Origin of the sequence: Streptomyces cupreus (assembly GCF_014257025.1) — a bacterium.
GTDB lineage: Bacteria > Actinomycetota > Actinomycetes > Streptomycetales > Streptomycetaceae > Streptomyces > Streptomyces cupreus.
In genome coordinates this window covers 1-24068 of record NZ_JACMSF010000043.1, presented here as the reverse complement: position 1 = coordinate 24068, position 24068 = coordinate 1, and the positions used below count along the sequence as shown (strand labels likewise).

The 24068-nt window shown below is 70.1% G+C and carries 23 protein-coding genes; 22 read left to right on the top strand and 1 reads right to left on the bottom strand.

Features of this window, described 5'->3' with window-relative positions:
- The first annotated feature begins 104 nt into the window (after window positions 1-104).
- The 9 genes from mltG to nusB all read left to right on the top strand — a co-directional run bounded on the left by mltG (window position 105) and on the right by nusB (window position 9301).
- The gene (mltG, locus tag H4N64_RS31375; protein WP_186285819.1) at window positions 105-1772 is read left to right on the top strand and encodes an endolytic transglycosylase MltG; all 1668 of its coding nucleotides are present in this window, start codon (window positions 105-107) and stop codon (window positions 1770-1772) included.
- Between the two features lie 22 nt (window positions 1773-1794).
- Window positions 1795-2634, top strand: coding sequence for a shikimate dehydrogenase (locus H4N64_RS31370; protein WP_186285818.1), 840 nt, complete (start codon window positions 1795-1797; stop codon window positions 2632-2634).
- 48 nt (window positions 2635-2682) lie between these two features.
- Window positions 2683-2964, top strand: coding sequence for a hypothetical protein (locus tag H4N64_RS31365; protein WP_186285817.1), 282 nt, complete (start codon window positions 2683-2685; stop codon window positions 2962-2964).
- A gap of 183 nt (window positions 2965-3147) precedes the next feature.
- Entirely contained in the window at window positions 3148-4332 is a 1185-nt protein-coding gene (aroC, locus tag H4N64_RS31360; protein ID WP_186285816.1) for a chorismate synthase, read from the top strand.
- Window positions 4329-5969 carry a 3-dehydroquinate synthase gene (gene aroB / locus H4N64_RS31355; protein ID WP_186285815.1) on the top strand — a complete coding sequence of 547 codons (1641 nt, stop codon included), beginning with the start codon at window positions 4329-4331 and terminating at the stop codon, window positions 5967-5969. Before aroC ends, aroB begins: the two co-directional genes overlap by 4 nt.
- Before the next feature lie 165 nt (window positions 5970-6134).
- Window positions 6135-7001: a Pro-rich N-terminal domain-containing protein gene (locus tag H4N64_RS31350; RefSeq protein ID WP_186285814.1), complete on the top strand. Its 867-nt coding sequence runs from the start codon at window positions 6135-6137 to the stop codon at window positions 6999-7001.
- Window positions 7002-7144: 143 nt separating this feature from the next.
- Window positions 7145-8251, top strand: coding sequence for an aminopeptidase P family protein (locus H4N64_RS31345; RefSeq protein ID WP_186285813.1), 1107 nt, complete (start codon window positions 7145-7147; stop codon window positions 8249-8251).
- Between the two features lie 49 nt (window positions 8252-8300).
- On the top strand, window positions 8301-8867 hold the full coding sequence (gene efp / locus H4N64_RS31340) for an elongation factor P (protein WP_015661807.1): 567 nt from the start codon (window positions 8301-8303) through the stop codon (window positions 8865-8867).
- Window positions 8868-8869: 2 nt separating this feature from the next.
- Window positions 8870-9301: a transcription antitermination factor NusB gene (gene nusB / locus H4N64_RS31335; protein ID WP_186285812.1), complete on the top strand. Its 432-nt coding sequence runs from the start codon at window positions 8870-8872 to the stop codon at window positions 9299-9301.
- A 200-nt stretch (window positions 9302-9501) separates the two neighbouring features.
- On the opposite strand, the gene bldD is transcribed toward nusB, so the two are convergent.
- Entirely contained in the window at window positions 9502-10002 is a 501-nt protein-coding gene (gene bldD, locus H4N64_RS31330) for a transcriptional regulator BldD (protein WP_003956405.1), read from the bottom strand.
- 252 nt (window positions 10003-10254) lie between these two features.
- Here bldD and pyrR point away from each other — a divergent pair, with 252 nt between their 5' ends.
- The 13 genes from pyrR to metK form a co-directional block, all read left to right on the top strand.
- Window positions 10255-10812 (top strand): bifunctional pyr operon transcriptional regulator/uracil phosphoribosyltransferase PyrR, encoded by a 558-nt coding sequence (gene pyrR, locus H4N64_RS31325; RefSeq protein ID WP_186285811.1) that lies wholly within the window; start codon window positions 10255-10257, stop codon window positions 10810-10812.
- Window positions 10813-10900: 88 nt separating this feature from the next.
- Window positions 10901-11878 (top strand): aspartate carbamoyltransferase catalytic subunit, encoded by a 978-nt coding sequence (locus H4N64_RS31320; protein ID WP_186285810.1) that lies wholly within the window; start codon window positions 10901-10903, stop codon window positions 11876-11878.
- Between the two features lie 4 nt (window positions 11879-11882).
- Entirely contained in the window at window positions 11883-13169 is a 1287-nt protein-coding gene (locus H4N64_RS31315; RefSeq protein ID WP_186285809.1) for a dihydroorotase, read from the top strand.
- Window positions 13166-13726, top strand: coding sequence for a PH-like domain-containing protein (locus H4N64_RS31310; protein WP_186285808.1), 561 nt, complete (start codon window positions 13166-13168; stop codon window positions 13724-13726). The genes H4N64_RS31315 and H4N64_RS31310 overlap by 4 nt, the downstream gene beginning before the upstream one ends.
- Window positions 13723-14880, top strand: coding sequence for a glutamine-hydrolyzing carbamoyl-phosphate synthase small subunit (gene carA, locus H4N64_RS31305; RefSeq protein WP_186285807.1), 1158 nt, complete (start codon window positions 13723-13725; stop codon window positions 14878-14880). The genes H4N64_RS31310 and carA overlap by 4 nt, the downstream gene beginning before the upstream one ends.
- The gene (gene carB / locus H4N64_RS31300) at window positions 14873-18181 is read left to right on the top strand and encodes a carbamoyl-phosphate synthase large subunit (protein WP_186285806.1); all 3309 of its coding nucleotides are present in this window, start codon (window positions 14873-14875) and stop codon (window positions 18179-18181) included. Before carA ends, carB begins: the two co-directional genes overlap by 8 nt.
- A gap of 68 nt (window positions 18182-18249) precedes the next feature.
- The gene (locus tag H4N64_RS31295) at window positions 18250-19356 is read left to right on the top strand and encodes a quinone-dependent dihydroorotate dehydrogenase (RefSeq protein WP_186285866.1); all 1107 of its coding nucleotides are present in this window, start codon (window positions 18250-18252) and stop codon (window positions 19354-19356) included.
- Window positions 19353-20195, top strand: coding sequence for an orotidine-5'-phosphate decarboxylase (gene pyrF, locus H4N64_RS31290; RefSeq protein WP_186285805.1), 843 nt, complete (start codon window positions 19353-19355; stop codon window positions 20193-20195). The genes H4N64_RS31295 and pyrF overlap by 4 nt, the downstream gene beginning before the upstream one ends.
- Before the next feature lie 297 nt (window positions 20196-20492).
- Window positions 20493-20816: an integration host factor gene (locus H4N64_RS31285; protein ID WP_003977346.1), complete on the top strand. Its 324-nt coding sequence runs from the start codon at window positions 20493-20495 to the stop codon at window positions 20814-20816.
- Window positions 20817-20876: 60 nt separating this feature from the next.
- A complete protein-coding gene (gene gmk / locus H4N64_RS31280; protein ID WP_186285804.1) occupies window positions 20877-21434 on the top strand; it encodes a guanylate kinase in 558 nt (185 codons plus the stop codon).
- Window positions 21435-21484: 50 nt separating this feature from the next.
- Window positions 21485-21757 (top strand): DNA-directed RNA polymerase subunit omega, encoded by a 273-nt coding sequence (gene rpoZ, locus H4N64_RS31275; protein WP_003988945.1) that lies wholly within the window; start codon window positions 21485-21487, stop codon window positions 21755-21757.
- A 101-nt stretch (window positions 21758-21858) separates the two neighbouring features.
- A complete protein-coding gene (gene coaBC / locus H4N64_RS31270) occupies window positions 21859-23061 on the top strand; it encodes a bifunctional phosphopantothenoylcysteine decarboxylase/phosphopantothenate--cysteine ligase CoaBC (protein ID WP_186285803.1) in 1203 nt (400 codons plus the stop codon).
- Window positions 23062-23300: 239 nt separating this feature from the next.
- Window positions 23301-24068 (top strand): methionine adenosyltransferase (metK, locus tag H4N64_RS31265; protein ID WP_186285802.1); only part of this gene is annotated, 768 nt, incomplete at its 3' end.

Sequence of the window (24068 nt, the reverse complement as noted above, 5' to 3'; positions counted from 1 at the left end):
TCCGCGCGATGCGGCGGTGTTCGAACAGCCACCGCACAAAGAGAGGCGGAACGGAAGCCGGGCTCGACGCCGCGCGACCGCCGCCTCGCGGCTCTAGGGGATCGATGACTGAGTATGGCCGGGGCCAGGGCTCCGAACCGTGGCATCCCGAGGACCCGTACTACGGGGACGGTGGATGGGAGGGACAGCAGGCCGACGCGGGCCGGCAGTCCCCCTACGGCGGCCAGCCGCAGCACTATCCGCCGCAGCCGCAGCCGCAGCCGCAGCAGCCGCAGTACGGCGACTGGGGCACCGGCCAGCAGGCCGGATACGGTCAGGCGCAGCAGCAGTACCCGCAGCAGTACGACCAGCAGCAGTATCCGGGCCAGGGTCAGCAGGGGTACGACAACACCGGCTGGGGCACCGGCACGCATACGCATGTCCAGTACACCGACCCCTCGGACCCGTACGACCAGCAGGCCGCCGCCTATGGCGAGCAGCAGCCGGACTACTACGGCACGCCCGAGGCGTACCCGCCGCCGGAGCCGCCGAGCCGGCGACAGACCGAGCCGGAGCCGCGTACCGACTGGGACCCGGGTCCCGACCAGGGTGAGCACGCCTTCTTCGCGGGTGGCGGCGGGGACGATGACGACGACTTCGACGACGAGCCGGGGGACCGGCGCGGCCGCGGTGAGCGGCGCGGCCGGGGCGGCAAGGGCAAGAAACGGCGCAGTGGATGCGCCTGTCTGGTGGTCCTGCTGGTGTTCGGCGGCGGCGTCGCCGGTGTCGGATATTTCGGGTACCAGTTTTACCAGGATCGTTTCGGCGACGCCCCGGACTACGCGGGCAGCGGCAACGGCGAGCAGGTGACCGTCGAGATTCCCAAGGGCGCCGGCGGCTATGCCATCGGCCAGGAGCTGAAGGCGAAGGGCGTGGTCAAGAGCGTCGACGCGTTCGTCGCCGCTCAGCAGCAGAACCCGAAGGGCAACACGATCCAGGCCGGCGTCTACACGCTGGAGAAGGAGATGTCGGCCGACAGTGCGGTCGAACTGATGCTCAGCCCGAAGAGCCAGAACAACCTGATCATCCCCGAGGGCACCCGCAACGTCCGGGTCTACGAGATGATCGACTCGCGTCTCGAACTCGACAAGGGCACGACAGCGGAGATCGCCGACGAGAAGTGGAAGAGCCTCGGCCTCCCCGACTGGGCGACGAACCACAAGAACGTCAAGGATCCCCTGGAGGGCTTCCTCTACCCGTCCAGCTACCCGGTGGCCAAGGGGCAGAAGCCCGAGGCCGTCCTCAAGCAGATGGTCGCCCGGGCCACGGAGCAGTACGAGGAGCTCGGCCTGGAGAAGAAGGCGGAGAGCCTGGGCCTGGACGGCCCCTGGGAGCTGCTCACCGTGGCGAGCCTGGCGCAGGCCGAGGGCACCAGCCACGACGACTTCCGCAAGATGGCCGAGGTCGTCTACAACCGCCTCAAGCCCGGCAACCCCGAGACCTACGGGTCTTTGGAGTTCGACTCCACGTACAACTACATCAAGAACCAGAGCAAGATCGACCTGTCGATCGCCGAGCTGAGGCAGTACGACAACCCGTACAACACATACTTCGTCAAGGGTCTGCCGCCCGGCCCCATCGACAACCCCGGCGAAGAGGCGCTGAAGGGCGCGCTGAACCCGACGGACGACGGCTGGTACTACTTCATCTCGCTGGACGGCAAGACCAGCAAGTTCACCAAGACCCTCGCCGAACACGAGAAGCTGGTCGAGCGGTTCAACGCGTCGCGGTAACAAGTACTGAGGAACAGGTTCAATGACAGTTCAGGGCACTGACGCCCGCCGGGCCGCCGTGCTCGGTTCGCCCATCGCCCACTCCCTCTCGCCGGTGCTGCACCGCGCCGCGTACGAGGAGCTGGGGCTGGCCGGCTGGACGTACGACCGGTTCGAGGTGGACGAGGCCGCGCTGCCCGGGTTCTTCGCCGAACTCGGACCGGAGTGGGCCGGACTGTCGCTGACCATGCCGCTGAAGCGGGCGGTCATCCCGCTGCTCGACGAGATCAGCGAGACGGCCCGCTCGGTCGAGGCGGTCAACACCGTGGTGTTCACCGAGGACGGCCGCCGCGTCGGCGACAACACCGACATCCCCGGCATGGTCGCCGCCCTCCGCGAACGCGGCATCGAACAGGTCGGCTCCGCCGCGATCCTGGGCGCCGGCGCCACCGCCTCCTCCGCGCTGGCCGCGCTCGCGCGTATCTGCACCGGCGAGGTCGTCGCCTACGTCCGCAGCGCCGCCCGCGCCGCGGAGATGCGGGAGTGGGGCGAGCGACTCGACGTCGAGGTGCGTACGGCGGACTGGGCGGACGCCGCCGAGGCGCTCCGCGCGCCCCTGGTCATCGCGACCACGCCGGCCGGTACGACCGACGAGCTCGCCGCCGCCGTACCGGAGCGGCCCGCGACACTGTTCGACGTGCTCTACGAGCCGTGGCCCACCGCACTCGCGGCCCGCTGGTCCATGTTCGGCGGGGCCGTCGTCAGCGGTCTCGACCTGCTGGTCCATCAGGCGGTGCTCCAGGTCGAGCAGATGACGGGACGCACTCCGGCCCCGCTGGACGCGATGCGAAAAGCGGGCGAACACGCGCTCGACGCCCGATAAGATCCTTCCGGTTCCGCAGGGGGCGGGACCAGGAGGGGAACACGTTCGATGTCCACAGGCCAGCCGCTGGCGTCCGCCAAGAGCCAGATCTTCGAGAGCCTGCTGTGGTTCCTGCCCGACTGGGCGCAGAACACCGTGCTCGTACTGATCATCGTGGCCGTGCTGGCGACCTGGGTCATCAAGCTGCGCAACAAGATCGCCTACCGCCGTGCCCTGCGCCAGGCACAGGCGCAGCCGGTTCCGGCGGAGGTCCAGTACGACCAGGGGCGCGGGGCGGACTACCTCGGCGCGTACGCCCCGCCGCGGCGCACGGAGGACGGCTCCGCCTGATGGCGCAGCCGCGTCGCGGGCTGACACATTCGCGTCCGACTGATGGACCGGCGGCCGGGGACGGCCCCGGGACGTGGGAGGATCGGAAGTGGCGGGCCGGGGCCGCGCACCTGGTCTGCCGTCGCCGTACGCGAGGACGCGCGTACGAAGGGCAGTACCAGGGCGCGAGACTGAGGAGCATCGTTGAGCAGGTTGCGCTGGCTGACCGCGGGGGAGTCCCACGGCCCCGCACTCGTGGCGACGCTGGAGGGCCTTCCGGCCGGCGTGCCGATCACCACGGAGATGGTGGCGGACCACCTGGCCCGGCGCCGGCTCGGCTATGGCCGCGGTGCGCGGATGAAGTTCGAGCGCGACGAGGTCACCTTCCTCGGCGGCGTCCGGCACGGCCTCACCCTGGGCTCCCCGGTGGCGATCATGGTCGGGAACACCGAGTGGCCGAAGTGGGAGCAGGTCATGGCGGCCGACCCGGTCGACCCGGAGATCCTCGCCGGGCTCGCCCGCAACGCCCCGCTGACCCGGCCCCGGCCCGGTCACGCGGACCTCGCGGGCATGCAGAAGTACGGCTTCGACGAGGCCCGGCCGATCCTGGAGCGCGCCTCGGCGCGTGAGACGGCGGCCCGGGTGGCGCTCGGCGCGGTGGCGCGGTCGTACCTGAAGGAGACCGCCGGCATCGAGATCGTCAGCCACGTCGTGGAGCTGGCCTCCGCGAAGGCGCCGCAGGGCGTGTACCCGACCCCGGCCGACGTGGAGAAGCTGGACGCCGACCCCGTGCGCTGCCTGGACGCCGACGCGTCGAAGGCGATGGTCGCGGAGATCGACCAGGCACACAAGGACGGCGACACCCTCGGTGGCGTGGTCGAGATCCTGGCGTACGGCGTCCCGGTCGGCCTCGGCTCGCATGTGCACTGGGACCGCAAGCTGGACGCGCGGCTCGCCGGTGCCCTCATGGGCATCCAGGCGATCAAGGGCGTCGAGATCGGCGACGGCTTCGAGCTGGCGCGGGTGCCGGGCTCCAAGGCGCACGACGAGATCGTGAACACGCCCGAGGGCATCCGCCGGGTCTCCGGCCGCTCCGGCGGCACCGAGGGCGGTCTGACCACCGGTGAGCTGCTGCGGGTCCGCGCGGCGATGAAGCCGATCGCGACCGTGCCGCGCGCGCTGCAGACCGTGGACGTCACCACCGGCGAGGCCACGCAGGCGCACCACCAGCGCTCCGACGTGTCCGCGGTCCCGGCCGCCGGCATCGTCGCCGAGGCCATGGTGGCCCTCGTCCTCGCGGACGCGGTTGCGGAGAAGTTCGGCGGCGACAGCGTGGCCGAGACCCGCCGCAACGTCCGGTCGTACCTCGACAACCTGGCCATCCGATGAACCCTGTGGTGGTGCTCGTCGGCCCGATGGGCGTGGGCAAGTCCACCGTCGGACAGCTCCTCGCCGAGCGGCTCGGCGTCGGCTACCGCGACACCGACGAGGACATCGTCGCCGCCGAGGGCCGGACCATCGCCGAGATCTTCGTCGACGAGGGCGAGGCCGCCTTTCGCGCGATCGAGAAGCAGGCGGTGCACCAGGCGCTCGCCGAGCACGACGGCGTCCTGGCCCTGGGCGGTGGCGCGATCCTCGACGAGGACACCCGCGCCCTGCTGGCAGGACAGCGGGTCGTCTACCTCTCGATGGACGTCGAGGAGGCCGTCAAGCGCACCGGCCTGAACGCCGCCCGCCCGCTGCTCGCCGTCAACCCGCGCAAGCAGTGGCGTGAGTTGATGGAGGCCCGTCGTCATCTGTACGAGCAGATCGCCACGGCGGTCGTGGCCACGGACGGCCGTACGCCCGAAGAAGTGACCCAAGCCGCCCTGGACGCACTGGAGTTGACTGCATCTCCCGGGGGACAACCCCCGGACCCTCGGCCGGAGGACGTTATGGCTAGCCAGGTCACAAGAATTCAGGTCGGCGGCACGGCGGGCAGTGAGCCGTACGAGGTCCTGGTGGGCCGTCAACTCCTAGGCGAGCTCGGCGGGTTGATCGGCGACAAGGCCAAGCGGGTCGCCGTCATCCACCCCGAGGCGCTCGCGGAGACCGGTGACGCGCTGCGTGCCGACCTCGCCGGGCAGGGCTTCGAGGCCGTCGCCATCCAGGTGCCGAACGCGGAGGAGGCCAAGACCGCCGAGGTCGCCGCCTACTGCTGGAAGGCGCTCGGCCAGTCCGGCTTCACCCGCACCGACGTCGTCGTCGGCGTCGGCGGCGGCGCCACCACCGACCTCGCCGGGTTCGTGGCGGCGACCTGGCTGCGCGGGGTGCGCTGGATCGCGATCCCCACCACCGTGCTGGCGATGGTGGACGCGGCAGTCGGCGGCAAGACCGGCATCAACACCGCCGAGGGCAAGAACCTCGTCGGCGCCTTCCACCCGCCCGCCGGTGTCCTGTGCGACCTGGCCGCGCTGGACTCCCTCCCGGTCAACGACTACGTCTCCGGGCTCGCCGAGATCATCAAGGCCGGCTTCATCGCCGACCCGGCGATCCTGGACCTCATCGAGTCCGACCCCGGGGCCGCCCGCACACCGGCCGGACCGAACACCGCCGAGCTGATCGAGCGCTCCATCCGCGTGAAGGCCGAGGTCGTCTCCTCGGATCTGAAGGAGTCGGGCCTGCGCGAGATCCTCAACTACGGCCACACCCTCGGCCACGCCATCGAGAAGAACGAGCGCTACAAGTGGCGTCACGGCGCGGCGGTGGCCGTCGGCATGCACTTCGCCGCCGAACTGGGCCGCCTGGCCGGCCGTCTGGACGACGCGACCGCCGATCGTCACCGCGCGATCCTGGAAGCGGTCGGTCTTCCGCTGCACTACCGCTACGACCAGTGGCCCAAGCTGCTGGAGACCATGAAGGTCGACAAGAAGTCCCGCGGCGACCTGCTCCGCTTCATCGTCCTGGACGGGCTGGCCAAGCCCACCGTCCTGGAGGGACCGGACCCGGCCGTGCTGCTCGCCGCGTACGGAGAAGTGGGCCAGTAAGTCCGCCGGGGCGCCGTACGCCCGATTTTCCGTGTGCGCATGGGCACTTCGGACCGCCCCCGGCCGTTCACCAAACGATGGCCGGGGGCGGTACCGTTCCGTAGGGAGCGGGGCTCGCCCCTCGCTGCCAGCGCCAATGGCCCGTACGAGATGGAGTGGCACCGGATGCAGCACGCAGTGGGTTCTCCGCTGCCGCCGCCCCACCAGCCGGGGCACGGACCGGCCGTCGGCTGGTCCCCGGCCGCACAACACCCGGGTCCGCCGCACCCGGGCCCGCACCAGGGAGCCGCCCCCGTGCCCCCGCCGCCCCCGGCCCCGGGCTTCACCGGACCGCCGCCCGGCTCGGTTCCGCCCGCCCCCCAGCACGTCCCGCAGCCACTGACCCCGGACACCACCGGCCATGTGCCGCTGCCCCCCGGCGGCCCGGTCGCCAGGCCGAGCACCCCGCCCGCCCCGGCCGCGCCCGATCCTTCCGGTACGACCCTCGCGGTGCTGCTCATCGGCCCGGCGGGCGCAGGAAAGACCAGCGTCGCCAAGTACTGGGCCGACCATCGCCGGGTCCCCACGGCCCACATCAGCCTCGACGACGTCCGCGAATGGGTCCGCTCCGGCTTCGCCGACCCCCAGACCGGCTGGAACGACAACTCCGAGGCCCAGTACCGCCTGGCCCGTCGCACCTGCGGCTTCGCCGCCCGCAACTTCCTGGCGAACGGCATCTCCTGCATCCTCGACGACGCGGTCTTCCCGGACCGCCCGGTGGTGGGCCTGGGCGGCTGGAAGCGACATGTAGGGCCGGGACTGTTGCCGGTGGTTCTGTTGCCGGGCCTGGAAATCGTCCTGGAACGCAACGCGGAACGCTCAGGCAACCGCCGCCTCACCGACGAGGAGGTGGCCCGCATCCACGGCCGCATGGCGGGCTGGTACGGCTCGGGCCTGCCGATCATCGACAACTCCCAGCTGGATGTCCCACAGACGGCACAGGTCCTGGATGACGTACTGGCAAGGTCAATAGCAAGCCCCCCGAGCTGGTAACAGGCCTGAGGGGGGACGTACCCAAGGGGCGCGGGGAACTGCGCGACAAGCCCCCACAGACCCGCACCCGGCACACATCCGAACCACCCCCCACTCGGCCCTCCCAAAACGCGCCGCACTTACAAAGCTCCTACGCTCGACACATGTCAGAGGTGTACGCCACCCGCCGAGCAAGGCTCAGGGACCGCTGCCAAGCCGGCGGCAGCCAGTCCGCACTCGTCACCCGCCCCGCGAACGTTCGCTACCTCGCGGGCGCAGCGCCGAAGGGCGCGGCCCTGCTGATCGGACGTACCGAGGATCTGCTGGTGTGCACCGGCCCGCCCGACGACCGCCCGACGGAAGGCCGCCCGGACGAAGCGCTGAGGGTGCACAACCTGCCCGGCACCGACGGCGACCCCGCCGTGGCCGCGGCCGACCTCGCGGCAGCGCAGCACGCCGAATCCCTGGCCGTGGAGGAGCATCACCTCACCGTCGCCCGGTACCGAGCCATCAGCTCGGTGGTGCCCCGGCTGCGCCTCGCAGAGCTGGGCGGAGCCGTCGAGCAGCTCAGGGTGGTGAAGGACGAGGAGGAGATCTCCTGCCTGCGCATCGGCGCCGAGATCGCCGATCAGGCCCTCGGCGAGCTGCTGGAGTCCATCCTCGTCGGCCGCACCGAACGGCATCTCGCGCTGGAGTTGGAGCGCCGGCTGGTCGACCACGGCGCCGACGGCCCCGCCTTCCCGACGTCCGTCGCCACCGGCCCGAACTCAGGCAGACGCGCACACCGGCCTACCGACCGGCGGGTCGAGGAGGGCGACTTCCTCTCCGTCTGCCTGGGCGCCACCTATCGCGGTTACCGGTGCGAGATCGGCCGTACCTTCGTCATCGGCACCTCACCGGCGGACTGGCAGATCGAGCTGTACGACCTCGTCTTCGCCGCTCAGCGCGCCGGCCGGGAGTCCCTCGCACCCGGCGCCGCCTACCGTGACGTGGACCGCGCGGCCCGCCAGGTGCTGGACTCCGCGGGTCATGCGGAGGGTCTGCCACCGCTCACCGGCCATGGCGTCGGGCTCGAAATCGACGAGGACCCGCAGCTGGCCCCCGCGGCCATGGGTAAACTGGACGCTTGCGTGCCGGTCACCGTCGAACCGGGGGTCCACCTCCCGGGCCGGGGCGGCGTCCGGATCGATGACACGCTCGTCGTCCGCCCCGAGGCGGACGGCGGACCCGAGCTACTCACCATCACGACCAAGGAGCTGCTCGCGCTGTAGGAGTGCGTGCGCCGGGGTCGTCCACGTCAGTCCAGGAGATTCCGCAACCGTGGCTTCCACGAACGACCTCAAGAACGGCATGGTGCTCAAGCTCGAAGGCGGCCAGCTCTGGTCCGTCGTCGAGTTCCAGCACGTCAAGCCCGGCAAGGGCCCGGCCTTCGTGCGCACCAAGCTCAAGAACGTGCTCTCCGGCAAGGTCGTCGACAAGACGTTCAACGCCGGTGTCAAGGTCGAGACGGCCACTGTCGACAAGCGCGACATGCAGTTCTCGTACATGGACGGCGAGTACTTCGTCTTCATGGACATGGAGACGTACGACCAGCTGATGGTCGACCGCAAGGCCGTCGGCGACGCCGCCAACTTCCTCATCGAGGGTTTCACCGCCACCGTCGCGCAGCACGAGGGCGAGGTGCTCTTCGTGGAGCTGCCCGCCGCTGTCGAGCTCGTCATCCAGGAGACCGAGCCGGGCGTCCAGGGTGACCGCTCCACCGGTGGCACCAAGCCCGCCACGCTGGAGACCGGCCACCAGATCCAGGTCCCGCTCTTCATCACCACCGGTGAGAAGATCAAGGTCGACACCCGCACGAGCGACTACCTCGGCCGGGTGAACAGCTAACCGTGGCTGCCCGCAACACGGCCCGCAAGCGCGCCTTCCAGATCCTCTTCGAGGGCGACCAGCGCGGCGCCGACGTCCTGACGGTCCTCGCGGACTGGGTCCGGCTCTCCCGGGCCGACACCCGGCAGCCGCCGGTGAGCGAGTACACGATGCAGCTGGTCGAGGGCTACGCGGAGCACGCGCGGCGGATCGACGAGCTGATCGCGCAGTACTCGGTCGGCTGGACCCTCGACCGGATGCCGGTCGTCGACCGCAACATCCTGCGGCTCGGCGCCTACGAGCTGATCTGGGTCGACGGGACCCCGGACGCCGTCGTGCTCGACGAGATGGTGCAGCTGGCAAAGGAGTTCTCCACGGACGAGTCGCCCTCGTTCGTCAACGGCCTCCTCGGCCGTCTGAAGGAGCTGAAGCCGACGCTGCGCCGCGAGGCGTAAGCCGCGGTACGACGAACGCCGGGGGCCCGCAGCGAGCGCGCTGCGGGCCCCCGGCGTCTGTGCGGCGGCTGCCGGCCCCCGCCTTTGTCCCTGACGGCGCCTTGAAGCACCCCCTTCCGGGGCATGCACAAAGCCGCCGGGCACCGGAACCCCTTGGTCCCGGTGCCCGGCGGCACGTTTCTGCTCAGTCGGCAGAAGGCTCAGCTCTCCTCGTGGGACACCGCGCGACGGGCGTCGGCGTCCAGCACGCCCCAGCTGATCAGCTGCTCGGTGAGGACCGAGGGGGACTGGTCGTAGATGACGGCGAGTGTGCGCAGGTCGTCCTGGCGGATCGAGAGCACCTTGCCGTTGTAGTCACCGCGCTGGGACTGGATCGTCGCAGCGTAGCGCTGGAGGGGGCCCGCCTTCTCGGCCGGGACGTGGGCCAGCCGCTCCAAGTCAAGGACCAGCTTCGGCGGCGGCTCGGCGGCCCCGCCCGGCGTGGTGCCGGGCAGCAGCTCCTGCACCGGAACGCCGTAGAAATCCGCCAGCTCGGCAAGGCGCTGCACGGTCACGGCACGGTCACCGCGCTCGTACGAGCCGACCACCACGGCCTTCCAGCGTCCCTGGGACTTCTCCTCGACACCGTGGAGGGAAAGGCCCTGCTGGGTGCGGATGGCCCGGAGCTTGGCCCCGAGCTGTTTGGCGTATTCGCTGGACATATGGCTCCCCGGACACTGTGTCGACGCGGCCGGCCGTCTTCCTGCCGCGCGGCTGGTAACTCACTGTGAGGTTACGCAGCGTGACTCTTCTGCGTCAAGCCGAATGGTCCACACCGACTCTTCCGTGGTAGCCACGGCCGGTTACGCCAAGGGGGTGATCCGGGTCCTTTTCCCGGCCTGCTACCGTGGATGACGCAAACCCGACGTCCTTTAAGGTCCGTCCCGTGAGGCGGAGAAGGAGGTCCTTTTCGTATGGACACCCAAGCGTCCGATGCGCGGCCCGTTCTCGAAGGCCCCGACATCGCGCGGGTACTGACCCGCATCGCCCACGAAATCGTCGAGCGCGCCAAGGGCGCCGACGACGTGGTGCTCCTCGGCATTCCGACCCGGGGCGTCTTCCTCGCCCGGCGGCTGGCCACAAAGCTCGAAGAGATCACCGAGCGCAAGATCCCGGTCGGCTCTCTCGACATCACCATGTACCGCGACGACCTGCGCATGCACCCGCCGCGCGCGCTCGCCCGCACCGAGATCCCCGGTGACGGGCTCGACGGCCGTCTCGTCGTCCTCGTCGACGACGTCCTCTTCTCCGGCCGCACCATCCGCGCCGCCCTCGACGCGCTGGGCGACATCGGCCGGCCGCGCGCCGTGCAGCTCGCCGTGCTCGTCGACCGCGGCCACCGCGAACTGCCCATCCGCGCCGACTACGTCGGCAAGAACCTCCCCACGTCGTTGCGCGAGACGGTCAAGGTCCAGCTCACCGAGGAGGACGGTCGCGACACCGTGCTGCTCGGTGTGAAGCCGACCCAGTAGCAAGCGCCCGCGTACCCAGCCGCAGTTCTGTACGCCCTCGCCTGCCCGGAATCTCCCCAAACCTGAACTGCCTTACGGAGCCTGACAGATGCAGCGTCATCTCATCTCGGCCGCCGACCTCACCCGCGACGACGCCGTCCAGATCCTCGACACCGCCGAGGAGATGGCCCGGGTGGCCGACCGGCCCATCAAGAAGCTGCCGACCCTGCGCGGCCGCACCATCGTCAACCTCTTCTTCGAGGACTCCACGCGCACGCGTATCTCCTTCGAGGCCGCCGAGAAGCGACTGTCCGCGGACGTCATCAACTTCTCCGCCAAGGGATCCAGCGTGTCCAAGGGCGAGTCCCTCAAGGACACCGCCCAGACCCTGGAGGCCATGGGCGTCGACGCCGTGGTCATCCGGCACGGCGCCTCGGGAGCGCCGTACCGGCTCGCCAACTCCGGCTGGATCGACGCGGTCGTCATCAACGCCGGTGACGGCACCCACCAGCACCCCACCCAGGCCCTGCTGGACGCCTTCACCATGCGCCGCCGGCTCGTCGGCCGGGACGCCGGGATCGGCCAGGACCTGGCCGGCAAGCGGATCACGCTGGTCGGCGACGTCCTGCACAGCCGGGTCGCCCGCTCCAACGTCGACCTGCTGCACACCCTCGGCGCCGAGGTCACCCTGGTCGCCCCGCCCACCCTGGTGCCGGTCGGCGTCGACACCTGGCCGTGCGTGGTGTCGTACGACCTCGATGCCGTACTGCCCAAGTCCGACGCGGTGATGATGCTGCGCGTCCAGCGTGAGCGCATGAACGCCGCGTTCTTCCCGACCGAGCGCGAGTACTCGCGGCGCTACGGCCTCGACGGCGAGCGCATGGCGAAGATGCCCGAGCACGCCATCGTGATGCACCCCGGCCCGATGGTCCGCGGCATGGAGATCACCGCCGAGGTCGCCGACTCCGAGCGCTGCACCGTAGTCGAGCAGGTCGCAAACGGAGTCTCCATCCGGATGGCGGTCCTGTACCTGCTGCTGGGCGGCAACCAGCCCGCCGTCACCCACACCCGTATCGAGGAGAAGTAAGCACATGAGCAAGATCCTGATCCGTGGTGCGAAGGTGCTCGGTGGCGAGCCGCAGGACGTGCTGATCGACGGTTCGCTGATCGAGGCGGTCGGCACCGGGCTCTCGGCCGAGGGCGCGGACGTCGTCGAGGCGGCGGGCAAGGTGCTGCTGCCGGGCCTGGTCGACCTGCACACCCATCTGCGCGAGCCCGGCCGCGAGGACTCCGAAACCGTCCTGACCGGCACGCGCGCGGCGGCGAGCGGTGGCTACACCGCCGTCTTCGCCATGGCCAACACCTTCCCCGTCGCCGACACCGCCGGTGTCGTCGAGCAGGTCTACCGGCTCGGCCAGGAGCACGGCTACTGCGACGTGCAGCCCATCGGCGCCGTCACCGTCGGTCTGGAGGGCAAGAAGCTCGCCGAGCTCGGTGCCATGCACGAGTCCGCGGCCGGAGTCACCGTCTTCTCCGACGACGGCAAGTGCGTCGACGACGCCGTGATCATGCGGCGGGCGCTGGAGTACGTGAAGGCCTTCGGCGGCGTCGTCGCGCAGCACGCGCAGGAGCCGCGGCTGACCGAGGGCGCCCAGATGAACGAGGGCATCGTCTCCGCCGAGCTCGGTCTCGGCGGCTGGCCCGCGGTGGCCGAGGAATCGATCATCGCCCGGGACGTCCTGCTCGCCGAGCACGTCGGCTCCCGCGTCCACATCTGCCACCTCTCGACCGCCGGGTCCGTCGAGATCGTGCGCTGGGCCAAGTCCCGCGGCATCGACGTCACCGCCGAGGTCACCCCGCACCACCTCCTGCTCACCGACGAGCTGGTGCGCACGTACAACCCGGTCTACAAGGTCAACCCGCCGCTGCGCACCGAGCGTGACGTCATGGCGCTGCGCGAGGCGCTCGCCGACGGCACGATCGACATCGTCGCCACCGACCACGCCCCGCACCCGCACGAGGACAAGGACTGCGAGTGGGCCGCGGCCGCCATGGGCATGGTCGGCCTGGAGACCGCGTTGTCGGTGGTCCAGGAGACGATGGTGGACACCGGGCTCCTCACCTGGGCCGGGGTCGCCGAGCGCATGTCCTTCAAGCCCGCCGAGATCGGGCAGGCGAAGGGCCACGGCCGTCCCGTCTCGGCTGGTGAGCCCGCCAACCTCACGCTCGTCGACACGGAATACCGTGGGTCCGTGGACCCCGCGGGCTTCGCCTCGCGCAGCCGCAACACTCCGTACGAGGGGCGTGAGCTGCCGGGCCGTGTGACGCACACGTGGCTCCGGGGCAAGGCCACGCTCCACGACGGGAAGCTCACGTGACACCTGTAACTCTGCTCACCGCCGAACAGAAGTCGGCCGAGGTGACCGACTGGGCCGCCCGGATCGGCTGGCTCGTCGGCCTGGCCCTCTTCGTCGCGCTCGTCTACTGGCTGATGCGCGAGGGCTGGAAGTGGCGCGGCACGCTCCAGGGCGATCTCCCGGAGCTGCCCAGCGCGCCTGATGAGCCGGGGCCGGTGAAACTGGACATGAGCGGCCGCTACCACGGCTCCACCACCGCCGGGCAGTGGCTCGACCGCATCGTGGCGCACGGCCTCGGCACCCGCAGTCGGGTCGAGCTCACGCTGACGGACGCGGGCCTGGACGTCGTACGGCCCGGGGCCGGCGACTTCTTCGTCCCGGCCGGGCAGCTGCGCGGGGCCCGGCTCGACAAGGGCATCGCAGGCAAGGTCCTGACCGAGGGCGGACTGCTCGTGGTGACCTGGGAGCACGGCGACCGCCTGATCGACTCCGGCTTCCGCTCGGACACGGCCGCCGAGCACGGAGCGTGGGTCGACACCCTGAACCAGATGATCAACGACACGGAAGGCGCACGATGACGACCTCCACCAGGGGAGCCACCAAGGTTCCCGCCGTCCTCGTCCTGGAGGACGGCCGGATCTTCCGCGGCCGTGCCTACGGGGCCGTGGGGGTGACCTTCGGCGAGGCCGTGTTCTCCACCGGCATGACCGGCTACCAGGAGACCCTCACCGACCCGTCGTACCACCGCCAGGTCGTCGTGATGACCGCCCCGCACGTCGGCAACACCGGCGTCAACGACGAGGACCCGGAGTCGAAGCAGATCTGGGTCGCCGGGTACGTCGTGCGCGACCCCGCGCGCGTGCCGTCCAACTGGCGTGCCAAGCGGTCCCTGGACGAGGAGCTGCGCCACCAGGGCGTCGTCGGGATCTCCAACATCGACACGCGCGCGTTGACGCGTCATCTGCGTGAGCGTGGCGCCATGCGCGTCGGCATCTTCTCGGGCAACGCGCTGCCCGACGAGGGCACCATGCTCGCCGAGGTGCGCCAGGCCCCCGAGATGAAGGGCGCGAACCTCTCCGCCGAGGTCGCCACCAAGGAGGCCTACGTCGTCCCCGCGATCGGGGAGAAGAAGTTCACCGTCGCCGCCGTCGACCTCGGCATCAAGGGCATGACCCCGCACCGGATGGCCGAGCGCGGCATCGAGGTGCACGTCCTGCCCGCGACCGCCACGGTCGAGGACATCTACGCCGTGAACCCCGACGGCGTGTTCTTCTCCAACGGTCCCGGCGACCCGGCCACCGCCGACCACCCGGTCTCCGTCATGCAGGCGGTCCTGGAGCGCGGCACCCCGCTCTTCGGGATCTGCTTCGGCAACCAGATCCTGGGTCGTGCGCTCGGCTTCGGCACCTACAAGCTGAAGTACGGCCATCGGGGCATCAACCAGCCCGTGCAGGACCGTACGACCGGCAAGGTCGAGGTCACCGCGCACAACCACGGCTTCGCCGTCGACGCCCCGACCGACAAGGTCTCCGACACCCCCTACGGCCGCGCCGAGGTCTCCCACGTCTGCCTCAACGACAACGTGGTGGAGGGCCTTCAGCTCCTCGACAAGCCGGCCTTCAGCGTCCAGTACCACCCCGAAGCGGCAGCGGGCCCGCACGACGCCGCCTACCTGTTCGACCGCTTCACGTCTTTGATGAGCACAGTCCTGATGGAGGGCCAGCGTGCCTAAGCGCACCGATATCCAGTCCGTCCTGGTCATCGGCTCCGGCCCGATCGTCATCGGCCAGGCCGCCGAGTTCGACTACTCCGGCACGCAGGCGTGCCGCGTGCTCAAGGCCGAGGGCCTGCGCGTCATCCTGGTCAACTCCAACCCGGCGACGATCATGACCGACCCGGAGATCGCCGACGCGACCTACGTCGAGCCGATCACCCCGGAGTTCGTCGAGAAGATCATCGCCAAGGAGCGCCCGGACACCCTGCTGCCCACCCTGGGCGGCCAGACGGCCCTCAACACCGCGATCTCGCTGCACGAGGCCGGCACCCTCGACAAGTACGGCGTCGAGCTGATCGGCGCCAACGTCGAGGCCATCAACAAGGGCGAGGACCGCGACCTCTTCAAGGAGGTCGTCGAGGCCGTCCGCGCCAAGATCGGCCACGGCGAGTCCGCCCGCTCGGTCATCTGCCACTCCATGGACGACGTCCTCAAGGGCGTCGAGACCCTCGGCGGCTACCCGGTCGTCGTCCGGCCCTCCTTCACCATGGGCGGCGCCGGTTCCGGCTTCGCGCACGACGAGGAGGAACTGCGCCGGATCGCCGGGCAGGGCCTCACGCTCTCGCCGACCACCGAGGTGCTCCTGGAGGAGTCCATCCTCGGCTGGAAGGAGTACGAGCTGGAGCTGATGCGCGACAAGCACGACAACGTCGTGGTCGTCTGCTCCATCGAGAACTTCGACCCCATGGGCGTGCACACCGGTGACTCCATCACCGTCGCCCCGGCGATGACGCTCACCGACCGCGAGTACCAGATCCTGCGCGACATCGGCATCGCCGTGATCCGCGAGGTCGGCGTCGACACCGGCGGCTGCAACATCCAGTTCGCGGTGAACCCGGACGACGGCCGTGTCATCGTCATCGAGATGAACCCGCGCGTGTCGCGCTCCTCGGCGCTGGCCTCCAAGGCGACCGGCTTCCCGATCGCCAAGATCGCGGCCAAGCTCGCCGTCGGCTACACCCTCGACGAGATCCCGAACGACATCACCCAGGAGACCCCGGCCTCCTTCGAGCCCACGCTCGACTACGTGGTCGTGAAGGCCCCCCGGTTCGCCTTCGAGAAGTTCCCGCAGGCCGACTCCACGCTGACCACCACCATGAAGTCGGTCGGCGAGGCCATGGCCATCGGCCGCAACTTCACCGAGGCGTTCCAGAAGGCGCTGCGCTCGCTGGAGAAGAAGGGCAGCCAGTTCATCTTCGTCGGCGACCCCGGCGACAAGTCCGCGCTGCTCGCCGAGTCCGTCCGGCCCACCGACGGCCGGATCAACACCGTCATGCAGGCCATCCGCGCCGGCGCCACGCCCGAGGAGATCTTCGAGTACACGAAGATCGACCCCTGGTTCGTCGACCAGCTCTTCCTCATCAAGGAGACCGCCGACGAGCTCGCCGAGGCGCGTGAGCTGACCCCCGAACTGCTCGCCGAGGCCAAGCGGCACGGCTTCTCCGACCAGCAGATCGGCGAGATCCGCGGGCTGCGCGAGGACGTCGTCCGCGAGGTGCGGCACGCGCTCGGCATCCGCCCGGTGTACAAGACGGTCGACACCTGCGCCGCCGAGTTCGCCGCGAAGACGCCGTACTTCTACTCCTGCTACGACGAGGAGACCGAGGTCGCCCCGCGCGAGAAGCCCGCGGTGATCATCCTCGGCTCCGGCCCCAACCGCATCGGCCAGGGCATCGAGTTCGACTACTCCTGCGTCCACGCCTCCTTCGCGCTGAGTGACGCCGGGTACGAGACCGTGATGGTCAACTGCAACCCGGAGACCGTCTCCACGGACTACGACACCTCCGACCGCCTGTACTTCGAGCCGCTGACGCTGGAGGACGTGCTGGAGATCGTCCACGCGGAGGCGCAGGCCGGCCCGATCGCGGGTGTGATCGTGCAGCTCGGCGGCCAGACCCCGCTGGGCCTCGCGCAGGCGCTGAAGGACAACGGCGTGCCGGTCGTCGGCACCTCCCCGGAGGCGATCCACGCCGCCGAGGACCGCGGCGCCTTCGGCCGCGTCCTGAAGGAGGCCGGCCTCCCGGCCCCCAAGCACGGCACCGCCACCACCTTCGCCGAGGCCAAGGCCATCGCCGACGAGATCGGCTACCCGGTCCTCGTCCGGCCGTCGTACGTCCTCGGCGGGCGCGGCATGGAGATCGTCTACGACGAGACCCGGCTGTCGTCCTACATCGCCGAGTCGACCGAGATCAGCCCCTCCCGGCCGGTCCTCGTCGACCGCTTCCTGGACGACGCGATCGAGATCGACGTGGACGCGCTCTACGACGGCGAGGAGCTCTACCTCGGCGGCGTGATGGAGCACATCGAGGAGGCCGGCATCCACTCCGGCGACTCCGCGTGCGCGCTGCCCCCGATCACGCTGGGCGGCTTCGACATCAAGCGGCTCAGGGCCTCCACCGAGGCCATCGCCCGTGGCGTCGGCGTCCGCGGCCTGATCAACATCCAGTTCGCGATGGCGGGTGACATCCTCTACGTCCTGGAGGCCAACCCGCGCGCGTCCCGTACGGTCCCCTTCACCTCGAAGGCGACCGCGGTGCCGCTGGCGAAGGCCGCCGCCCGGATCTCGCTGGGCGCGAGCATCGCCGAACTGCGGGCCGAGAGGCTGCTGCCGCGCGCCGGGGACGGTGGCGAGCTGCCGCTGGACGCGCCGATCTCCGTCAAGGAGGCCGTCATGCCGTGGTCGCGCTTCCGCGACATCCACGGCCGCGGCGTCGACACGGTCCTCGGCCCGGAGATGCGCTCCACCGGCGAGGTCATGGGCATCGACTCCGTCTTCGGCACGGCGTACGCCAAGTCGCAGGCCGGCGCCTATGGCCCGCTGCCCACCAAGGGCCGCGCCTTCATCTCGGTGGCCAACCGCGACAAGCGGTCGGTGATCTTCCCGGCCCGTGAGCTGGTCGCGCACGGCTTCGAGCTGCTGGCCACCTCCGGCACCGCCGAGGTCCTCAAGCGCAACGGCATCACCGCCTCGGTGGTCCGCAAGCAGTCCGAGGGCACCGGCCCGAACGGCGAGAAGACCATCGTCCAGCTCATCCACGACGGCGAGGTCAACCTCATCGTCAACACCCCGTACGGCACCGGCGGCCGCCTGGACGGCTACGAGATCCGTACGGCTGCCGTGGCGCGGTCCGTGCCGTGCCTGACGACCGTGCAGGCGCTGGCCGCCGCGGTGCAGGGCATCGACGCCCTCAACCACGGCGACGTGGGCGTCCGTTCCCTCCAGGAACACGCCGAACACCTGACCGCGGCCCGCGACTAGCAGCCCTGAGGGGGACACCGGAAACGGTGTCCCCCTCTTGGTGAGGACACCCATTCCTGGTGAGGACCATGTACAAGATCTTCTTCAACCTCGTCTTCAAGCGGATGGACCCGGAGCAGGCGCACCACCTCGCCTTCCGCTGGATCCGGCTCGCCGTGCGTATCCCGGTGCTGCGCACCTTCATCGCCGCCGCGCTCGCGCCCCGCCACAAGGAGCTGCGCACCGAGGCCTTCGGACTGCGGATGCACGGGCCGTTCGGGCTCGCCGCCGGCTTCGACAAGAACGCCGTCGCCATCGACGGAATGTCGATGCTCGGCTTCGACCACGTCGAGATCGGCACGGTCACCGGGGAGGCACAGCCCGGCAACCCCAAGAAGCGGCTGTTCCGGCTTGTGCCGGACCGGGCGCTGATCAACCGCATGGGCTTCAACAACGAGGGCTCGCTGGCCGTCGCCGCCCGTCTGGCCTCCCGTACGCCCGTCTTCAACACGGTCGTCGGTGTGAACATCGGCAAGACCAAGGTGGTGCCGGAGGCCGAGGCGGTCGGCGACTACGTGAAGTCGACCGAGCGGCTGGCCCCGTACGCCGACTACCTGGTCGTGAACGTCTCCTCGCCGAACACGCCCGGCCTGCGCAACCTCCAGGCCACCGAGGCGCTGCGCCCGCTGCTCAGCGCCGTGCGCGAGGCCGCCGACCGTACCGTCACCACGCGTCGCGTCCCGCTGCTGGTCAAGATCGCGCCGGACCTCGCCGACGAGGACATCGACGCCGTGGCCGACCTCGCCGTCGAGCTCGGTCTGGACGGGATCATCGCCACCAACACCACCATCGCGCGCGAGGGACTCGGTCTGACCTCCGCACCCGCGCTGGTCCAGGAGACCGGCGGGCTGTCCGGCGCCCCGCTCAAGGCACGCTCCCTGGAGGTGCTGCGCCGCCTGTACGCGCGCGTGGGCGACCGCATCACCCTGGTGGGCGTGGGCGGCATCGAGAACGCCGAGGACGCCTGGCAGCGCATCCTGGCCGGCGCCACGCTGGTCCAGGGGTACAGCGCCTTCATCTACGAGGGGCCCTTCTGGGGCCGCGCCATCCACAAGGGCCTCGCCGCCCGCCTGCGCACCAGCCCGTACGCCACCCTCGCCGACGCGGTCGGCGCCGACGTAAGGAACGCCGCATGACTCTGGAACCCTTCGGCGCGCGGCTGCGCCGTGCCATGGACGAGCGGGGCCCGCTCTGCGTCGGCATCGACCCGCACGCCTCGCTGCTCTCGGAGTGGGGCCTGAACGACGACATCGCCGGTCTGGAGCGGTTCAGCCGTACGGTCGTCGAGGCGATGGCCGACCGGGTCGCCGTACTGAAGCCGCAGAGCGCGTTCTTCGAGCGCTTCGGGTCGCGCGGGGTCGCCGTCCTGGAGAAGTCGGTCGAGGAGGCGCGGGCGGCCGGTGCGCTGGTCGTGATGGACGCCAAGCGCGGCGACATCGGCTCGACCATGGCCGCGTACGCCGAGACCTTCCTGCGCAAGGACTCCCCGCTGTTCTCGGACGCGCTGACCGTCTCGCCGTATCTCGGCTACGGGTCGCTCTCGCCGGCCGTGGCGCTCGCGCGGGAGAGCGGCGCGGGGCTGTTCGTGCTGGCGCTGACCTCCAACCCGGAGGGGGGCGAGGTCCAGCACGCGGTGCGGGCCGATGGCCGTAACGTCGGCGCGACGATGCTGGCCCACCTCGCCGCCGAGAACGAGGGGGAGGAGCCGCTCGGTTCCTTCGGAGCGGTCGTCGGTGCCACGCTCGGCGACCTGTCGTCCTATGACCTGAGGATCAACGGTCCGCTCCTGGCGCCCGGCATCGGCGCCCAGGGAGCCACCCCGGCGGACCTTCCCCGGGTCTTCGGGGCGGCGGTGCGCAATGTCGTGCCGAACGTCAGCCGGGGGGTGCTGCGGCACGGTCCCGACGTCGGAGCGCTGCGTGCGGCCGCGGAGCGGTTCGCGGAGGAGATCCGGGCGGCCGTGACGGCCGGGTGAGTCGTGCGGGGCGGTCGGCCGGGAGTATTTAGACGCTTGTTCGAGTCCTCCGATGAGTGGCCGCGGATCGACTTGAGTCTGAATACATCCTCAAATCCGGGGCAGTATCTCTGAAATGTCCGTCCTGGCGGAGGCTGACCAGGACTTTTCCGCTGTTCTCGCTGACTCTGGCGGACTTGCCCGCTAGTCTCCGAGCAGAGAACGGGCAAGCGTGTTGCTCGTGGCTCCCCAGGTGTGGGGCGACTAGGTTCCTCACCGGTCCGTATCCGACAGTTCAACATCCGAGGTGACGTAGGCGTGGCTCTTCCGCCCCTTACCCCTGAACAGCGCGCAGCCGCGCTCGAAAAGGCCGCCGCGGCTCGCCGGGAGCGGGCCGAGGTCAAGAATCGACTCAAGCACTCCGGCGCCTCCCTTCACGAGGTCATCAAGCAGGGCCAGGAGAACGACGTCATCGGCAAGATGAAGGTCTCCGCCCTCCTTGAGTCCCTGCCGGGCGTGGGCAAGGTCCGCGCCAAGCAGATCATGGAGCGACTCGGCATCTCCGAGAGCCGCCGCGTGCGTGGCCTCGGCTCCAACCAGATCGCGTCCCTGGAGCGTGAGTTCGGCAGCACCGGCTCCTGATCCCGGGCACTGCCGGGAAGGGAGTCCCGGGCACCCCGGGATTGCTGGAATAATCGCTGCATGAGTGAACGTCCGCGGCTGACCGTGCTCTCCGGTCCCTCAGGGGTCGGCAAGAGCACGGTCGTCGCCCATATGCGCAAGGAACACCCCGAGGTCTGGCTCTCGGTGTCGGCGACGACCCGCAAGCCCCGCCCCGGCGAGAAGCACGGGGTCCACTACTTCTTCGTCACCGACGAGGAGATGGACAAGCTGATCGCCAACGGCGAGCTGCTGGAGTGGGCCGAGTTCGCCGGCAACCGCTACGGCACGCCGCGCGCGGCGGTGCTGGAGCGCCTGGAGGCGGGTGAGCCCGTGCTGCTGGAGATCGACCTCCAGGGTGCCCGGCAGGTCCGCGAGTCCATGGCGGAATCTCATCTGGTGTTCCTGGCTCCTCCCTCCTGGGAGGAGCTCGTGCGCAGGCTCACCGGCCGGGGCACCGAGCCGCCCGAGGTGATCGAGCGTCGCCTCCAGGCGGCGCAGGTCGAACTGGCCGCCGAGCCGGAGTTCGACGTGACCTTGGTCAACACCTCCGTCGAGGACGTGGCGCGCGAGCTGCTAGCCTTGATGGACGTTGTGTGATCGTCTCTGATCGCCTGACTGAATCTTTCCCATCCATCGGAAGGTAGAGCGTGTCCTCTTCCATCTCCGCGCCCGAGGGCATCATCAACCCGCCGATCGACGAGCTTCTCGAGGCCACGGACTCGAAGTACAGCCTCGTGATCTACGCGGCCAAGCGGGCCCGACAGATCAACGCGTACTACTCGCAGCTCGGCGAGGGCCTCCTTGAGTACGTCGGTCCGCTCGTCGACACCCACGTCCACGAGAAGCCGCTCTCGATCGCGCTGCGCGAGATCAACGCGGGGCTGCTGACGTCCGAGGCCGTTGAAGGCCCGGCGCAGTAGTATTTCCTGCTTGCAGCAGTCTTTTCCACAGGCCCGGCAGTCGTGCTGCCGGGCCTGTGGTGTGTCATGGGGATGTACGTTTATCGAGCCGGGGAGAGACCGTGGACAAGCCGAAGGTCGTTCTGGGGGTCAGCGGCGGCATCGCCGCCTACAAGGCCTGTGAACTGCTGCGAAGGCTGACGGAGTCCGGTCATGACGTCCGCGTCGTGCCCACCGCCTCCGCTCTGCACTTCGTCGGCGCCGCCACATGGTCGGCCCTGTCCGGCAACCCCGTTTCGACCGAGGTGTGGGACGACGTCCACGAGGTGCCGCACGTCCGCATCGGCCAGCACGCCGACCTCGTCGTGGTCGCCCCGGCCACCGCGGACATGCTCGCCAAGGCCGCCCACGGCCTCGCCGACGATCTGCTGACCAACACCCTGCTCACCGCCCGCTGCCCGGTCGTCTTCGCTCCGGCCATGCACACCGAGATGTGGGAGCACCCGGCCACCCAGGAGAACGTGGCGACGCTGCGCCGCCGCGGCGCCGTCGTCATCGAGCCCGCCGTCGGCCGTCTCACCGGCGTCGACACCGGCAAGGGCCGGCTGCCGGACCCCGCGGAGATCTTCGAGATCTGCCGCCGGGTGCTGGCCAGAGGCGTCACCGAGCCCGACCTCACGGGCCGGCACGTCGTCGTGAGCGCCGGCGGCACCCGCGAGCCCCTCGACCCCGTCCGCTTCCTCGGCAACCGCTCCTCCGGCAAGCAGGGCTACGCCCTCGCCCGCACCGCCGCCGCGCGGGGCGCCCGCGTCACGCTGATCGCCGCGAACACCGGACTGCCGGACCCGGCGGGCGTGGACGTCGTCCAGGTCGGCACCGCCGTGCAGCTGCGGGAGGCGGTGCTGAAGGCGGCTGCCGACGCCGACGCGGTCGTCATGGCCGCGGCGGTCGCGGACTTCCGCCCGGGGACCTACGCCGCCGGGAAGATCAAGAAGAAGGACGGGCAGGACCCGGACCCGATCGTCCTGGTGCGGAATCCGGACATCCTCGCGGAGATCTCCGCCGACCGGGCCCGCCCCGGCCAGGTGGTCGTCGGGTTCGCCGCCGAGACGGACGATGTGCTGGCAAACGGCCGTGCCAAGCTGGCACGCAAGGGCTGCGACCTGCTGGTGGTGAACGAGGTGGGCGAGCGCAAGACCTTCGGCTCCGAGGAGAACGAGGCCGTGGTGCTGGGCGCCGACGGCACCGAGACGCCCGTACCGTACGGCCCCAAGGAGGCTTTGGCCGAAACCGTGTGGGATCTGGTGGCCGAACGGCTGAGCTGAATGTCGCATTCGTTTCACGACCTGCTGAAACCCCCACATTGGGGCGTGGCGCCCCTGGCCAAGGCCGTGGGGGATTGGGCAGAATGCCCGTGCCGCAGGTCACAGCGCTCCCGAGAGGCGAGACAGGTGGGCCCGCGGCCGAGCGCGACCGATAAACTGTTCTCGGACGACGCCGGGCGCAGCCCCCGAGCCCGTCCGCCCATGATCAGCCAGCAGCCGCTGCAAACCCAGGGAGCGTTGTGTCCCGTCGCCTGTTCACCTCGGAGTCCGTGACCGAGGGTCACCCAGACAAGATCGCTGACCAGATCAGCGACACCATTCTCGACGCGCTTCTGCGCGAGGACCCGACCTCCCGGGTCGCCGTCGAGACGCTGATCACCACCGGCCTGGTCCATGTGGCCGGCGAGGTCACGACCAAGACGTACGCGGACATCGCGACGCTGGTCCGCAACAAGATCCTTGAGATCGGCTACGACTCCTCGAAGAAGGGCTTCGACGGCGCGTCCTGTGGCGTCTCGGTGTCCATCGGCGCGCAGTCCCCGGACATCGCGCAGGGCGTCGACACGGCGTACGAGAGCCGCGTCGAGGGCGATGAGGACGAGCTGGACCGCCAGGGCGCGGGTGACCAGGGCCTGATGTTCGGCTACGCGACGGACGAGACGCCGACGCTGATGCCGCTGCCGATCTTCCTGGCGCACCGTCTGTCGAAGCGCCTGTCCGAGGTCCGCAAGAACGGCACCATCCCCTACCTGCGCCCCGACGGCAAGACGCAGGTCACCATCGAGTACGACGGCGACAAGGCCGTCCGCCTCGACACGGTCGTCGTCTCCTCGCAGCACGCCTCCGACATCGACCTGGAGTCGCTGCTCGCCCCCGACATCCGCGAGTTCGTCGTGGAGCCCGAGCTGAAGGCGCTCCTGGACGAGGGCATCAAGCTGGACACCGAGGGCTACCGCCTGCTGGTCAACCCGACCGGCCGCTTCGAGATCGGCGGCCCGATGGGCGAC

Bases quoted from the DNA above. Each gene is read 5' to 3' on its own strand.
- H4N64_RS31365 (WP_186285817.1), top strand. From the start codon at position 2,683: ATGTCCACAGGCCAGCCGCTGGCGTCCGCCAAGAGCCAGATCTTCGAG.
- H4N64_RS31295 (WP_186285866.1), top strand. From the start codon at position 18,250: ATGTACAAGATCTTCTTCAACCTCGTCTTCAAGCGGATGGACCCGGAG.
- pyrR (WP_186285811.1), top strand. From the start codon at position 10,255: ATGGACACCCAAGCGTCCGATGCGCGGCCCGTTCTCGAAGGCCCCGAC.
- carA (WP_186285807.1), top strand. From the start codon at position 13,723: ATGACGACCTCCACCAGGGGAGCCACCAAGGTTCCCGCCGTCCTCGTC.
- pyrF (WP_186285805.1), top strand. From the start codon at position 19,353: ATGACTCTGGAACCCTTCGGCGCGCGGCTGCGCCGTGCCATGGACGAG.
- H4N64_RS31350 (WP_186285814.1), top strand. From the start codon at position 6,135: ATGCAGCACGCAGTGGGTTCTCCGCTGCCGCCGCCCCACCAGCCGGGG.
- gmk (WP_186285804.1), top strand. From the start codon at position 20,877: ATGAGTGAACGTCCGCGGCTGACCGTGCTCTCCGGTCCCTCAGGGGTC.
- H4N64_RS31345 (WP_186285813.1), top strand. From the start codon at position 7,145: ATGTCAGAGGTGTACGCCACCCGCCGAGCAAGGCTCAGGGACCGCTGC.
- H4N64_RS31370 (WP_186285818.1), top strand. From the start codon at position 1,795: ATGACAGTTCAGGGCACTGACGCCCGCCGGGCCGCCGTGCTCGGTTCG.
- H4N64_RS31320 (WP_186285810.1), top strand. From the start codon at position 10,901: ATGCAGCGTCATCTCATCTCGGCCGCCGACCTCACCCGCGACGACGCC.
- H4N64_RS31315 (WP_186285809.1), top strand. From the start codon at position 11,883: ATGAGCAAGATCCTGATCCGTGGTGCGAAGGTGCTCGGTGGCGAGCCG.
- mltG (WP_186285819.1), top strand. From the start codon at position 105: ATGACTGAGTATGGCCGGGGCCAGGGCTCCGAACCGTGGCATCCCGAG.
- aroB (WP_186285815.1), top strand. From the start codon at position 4,329: ATGAACCCTGTGGTGGTGCTCGTCGGCCCGATGGGCGTGGGCAAGTCC.
- bldD (WP_003956405.1), bottom strand. From the start codon at position 10,002: ATGTCCAGCGAATACGCCAAACAGCTCGGGGCCAAGCTCCGGGCCATC.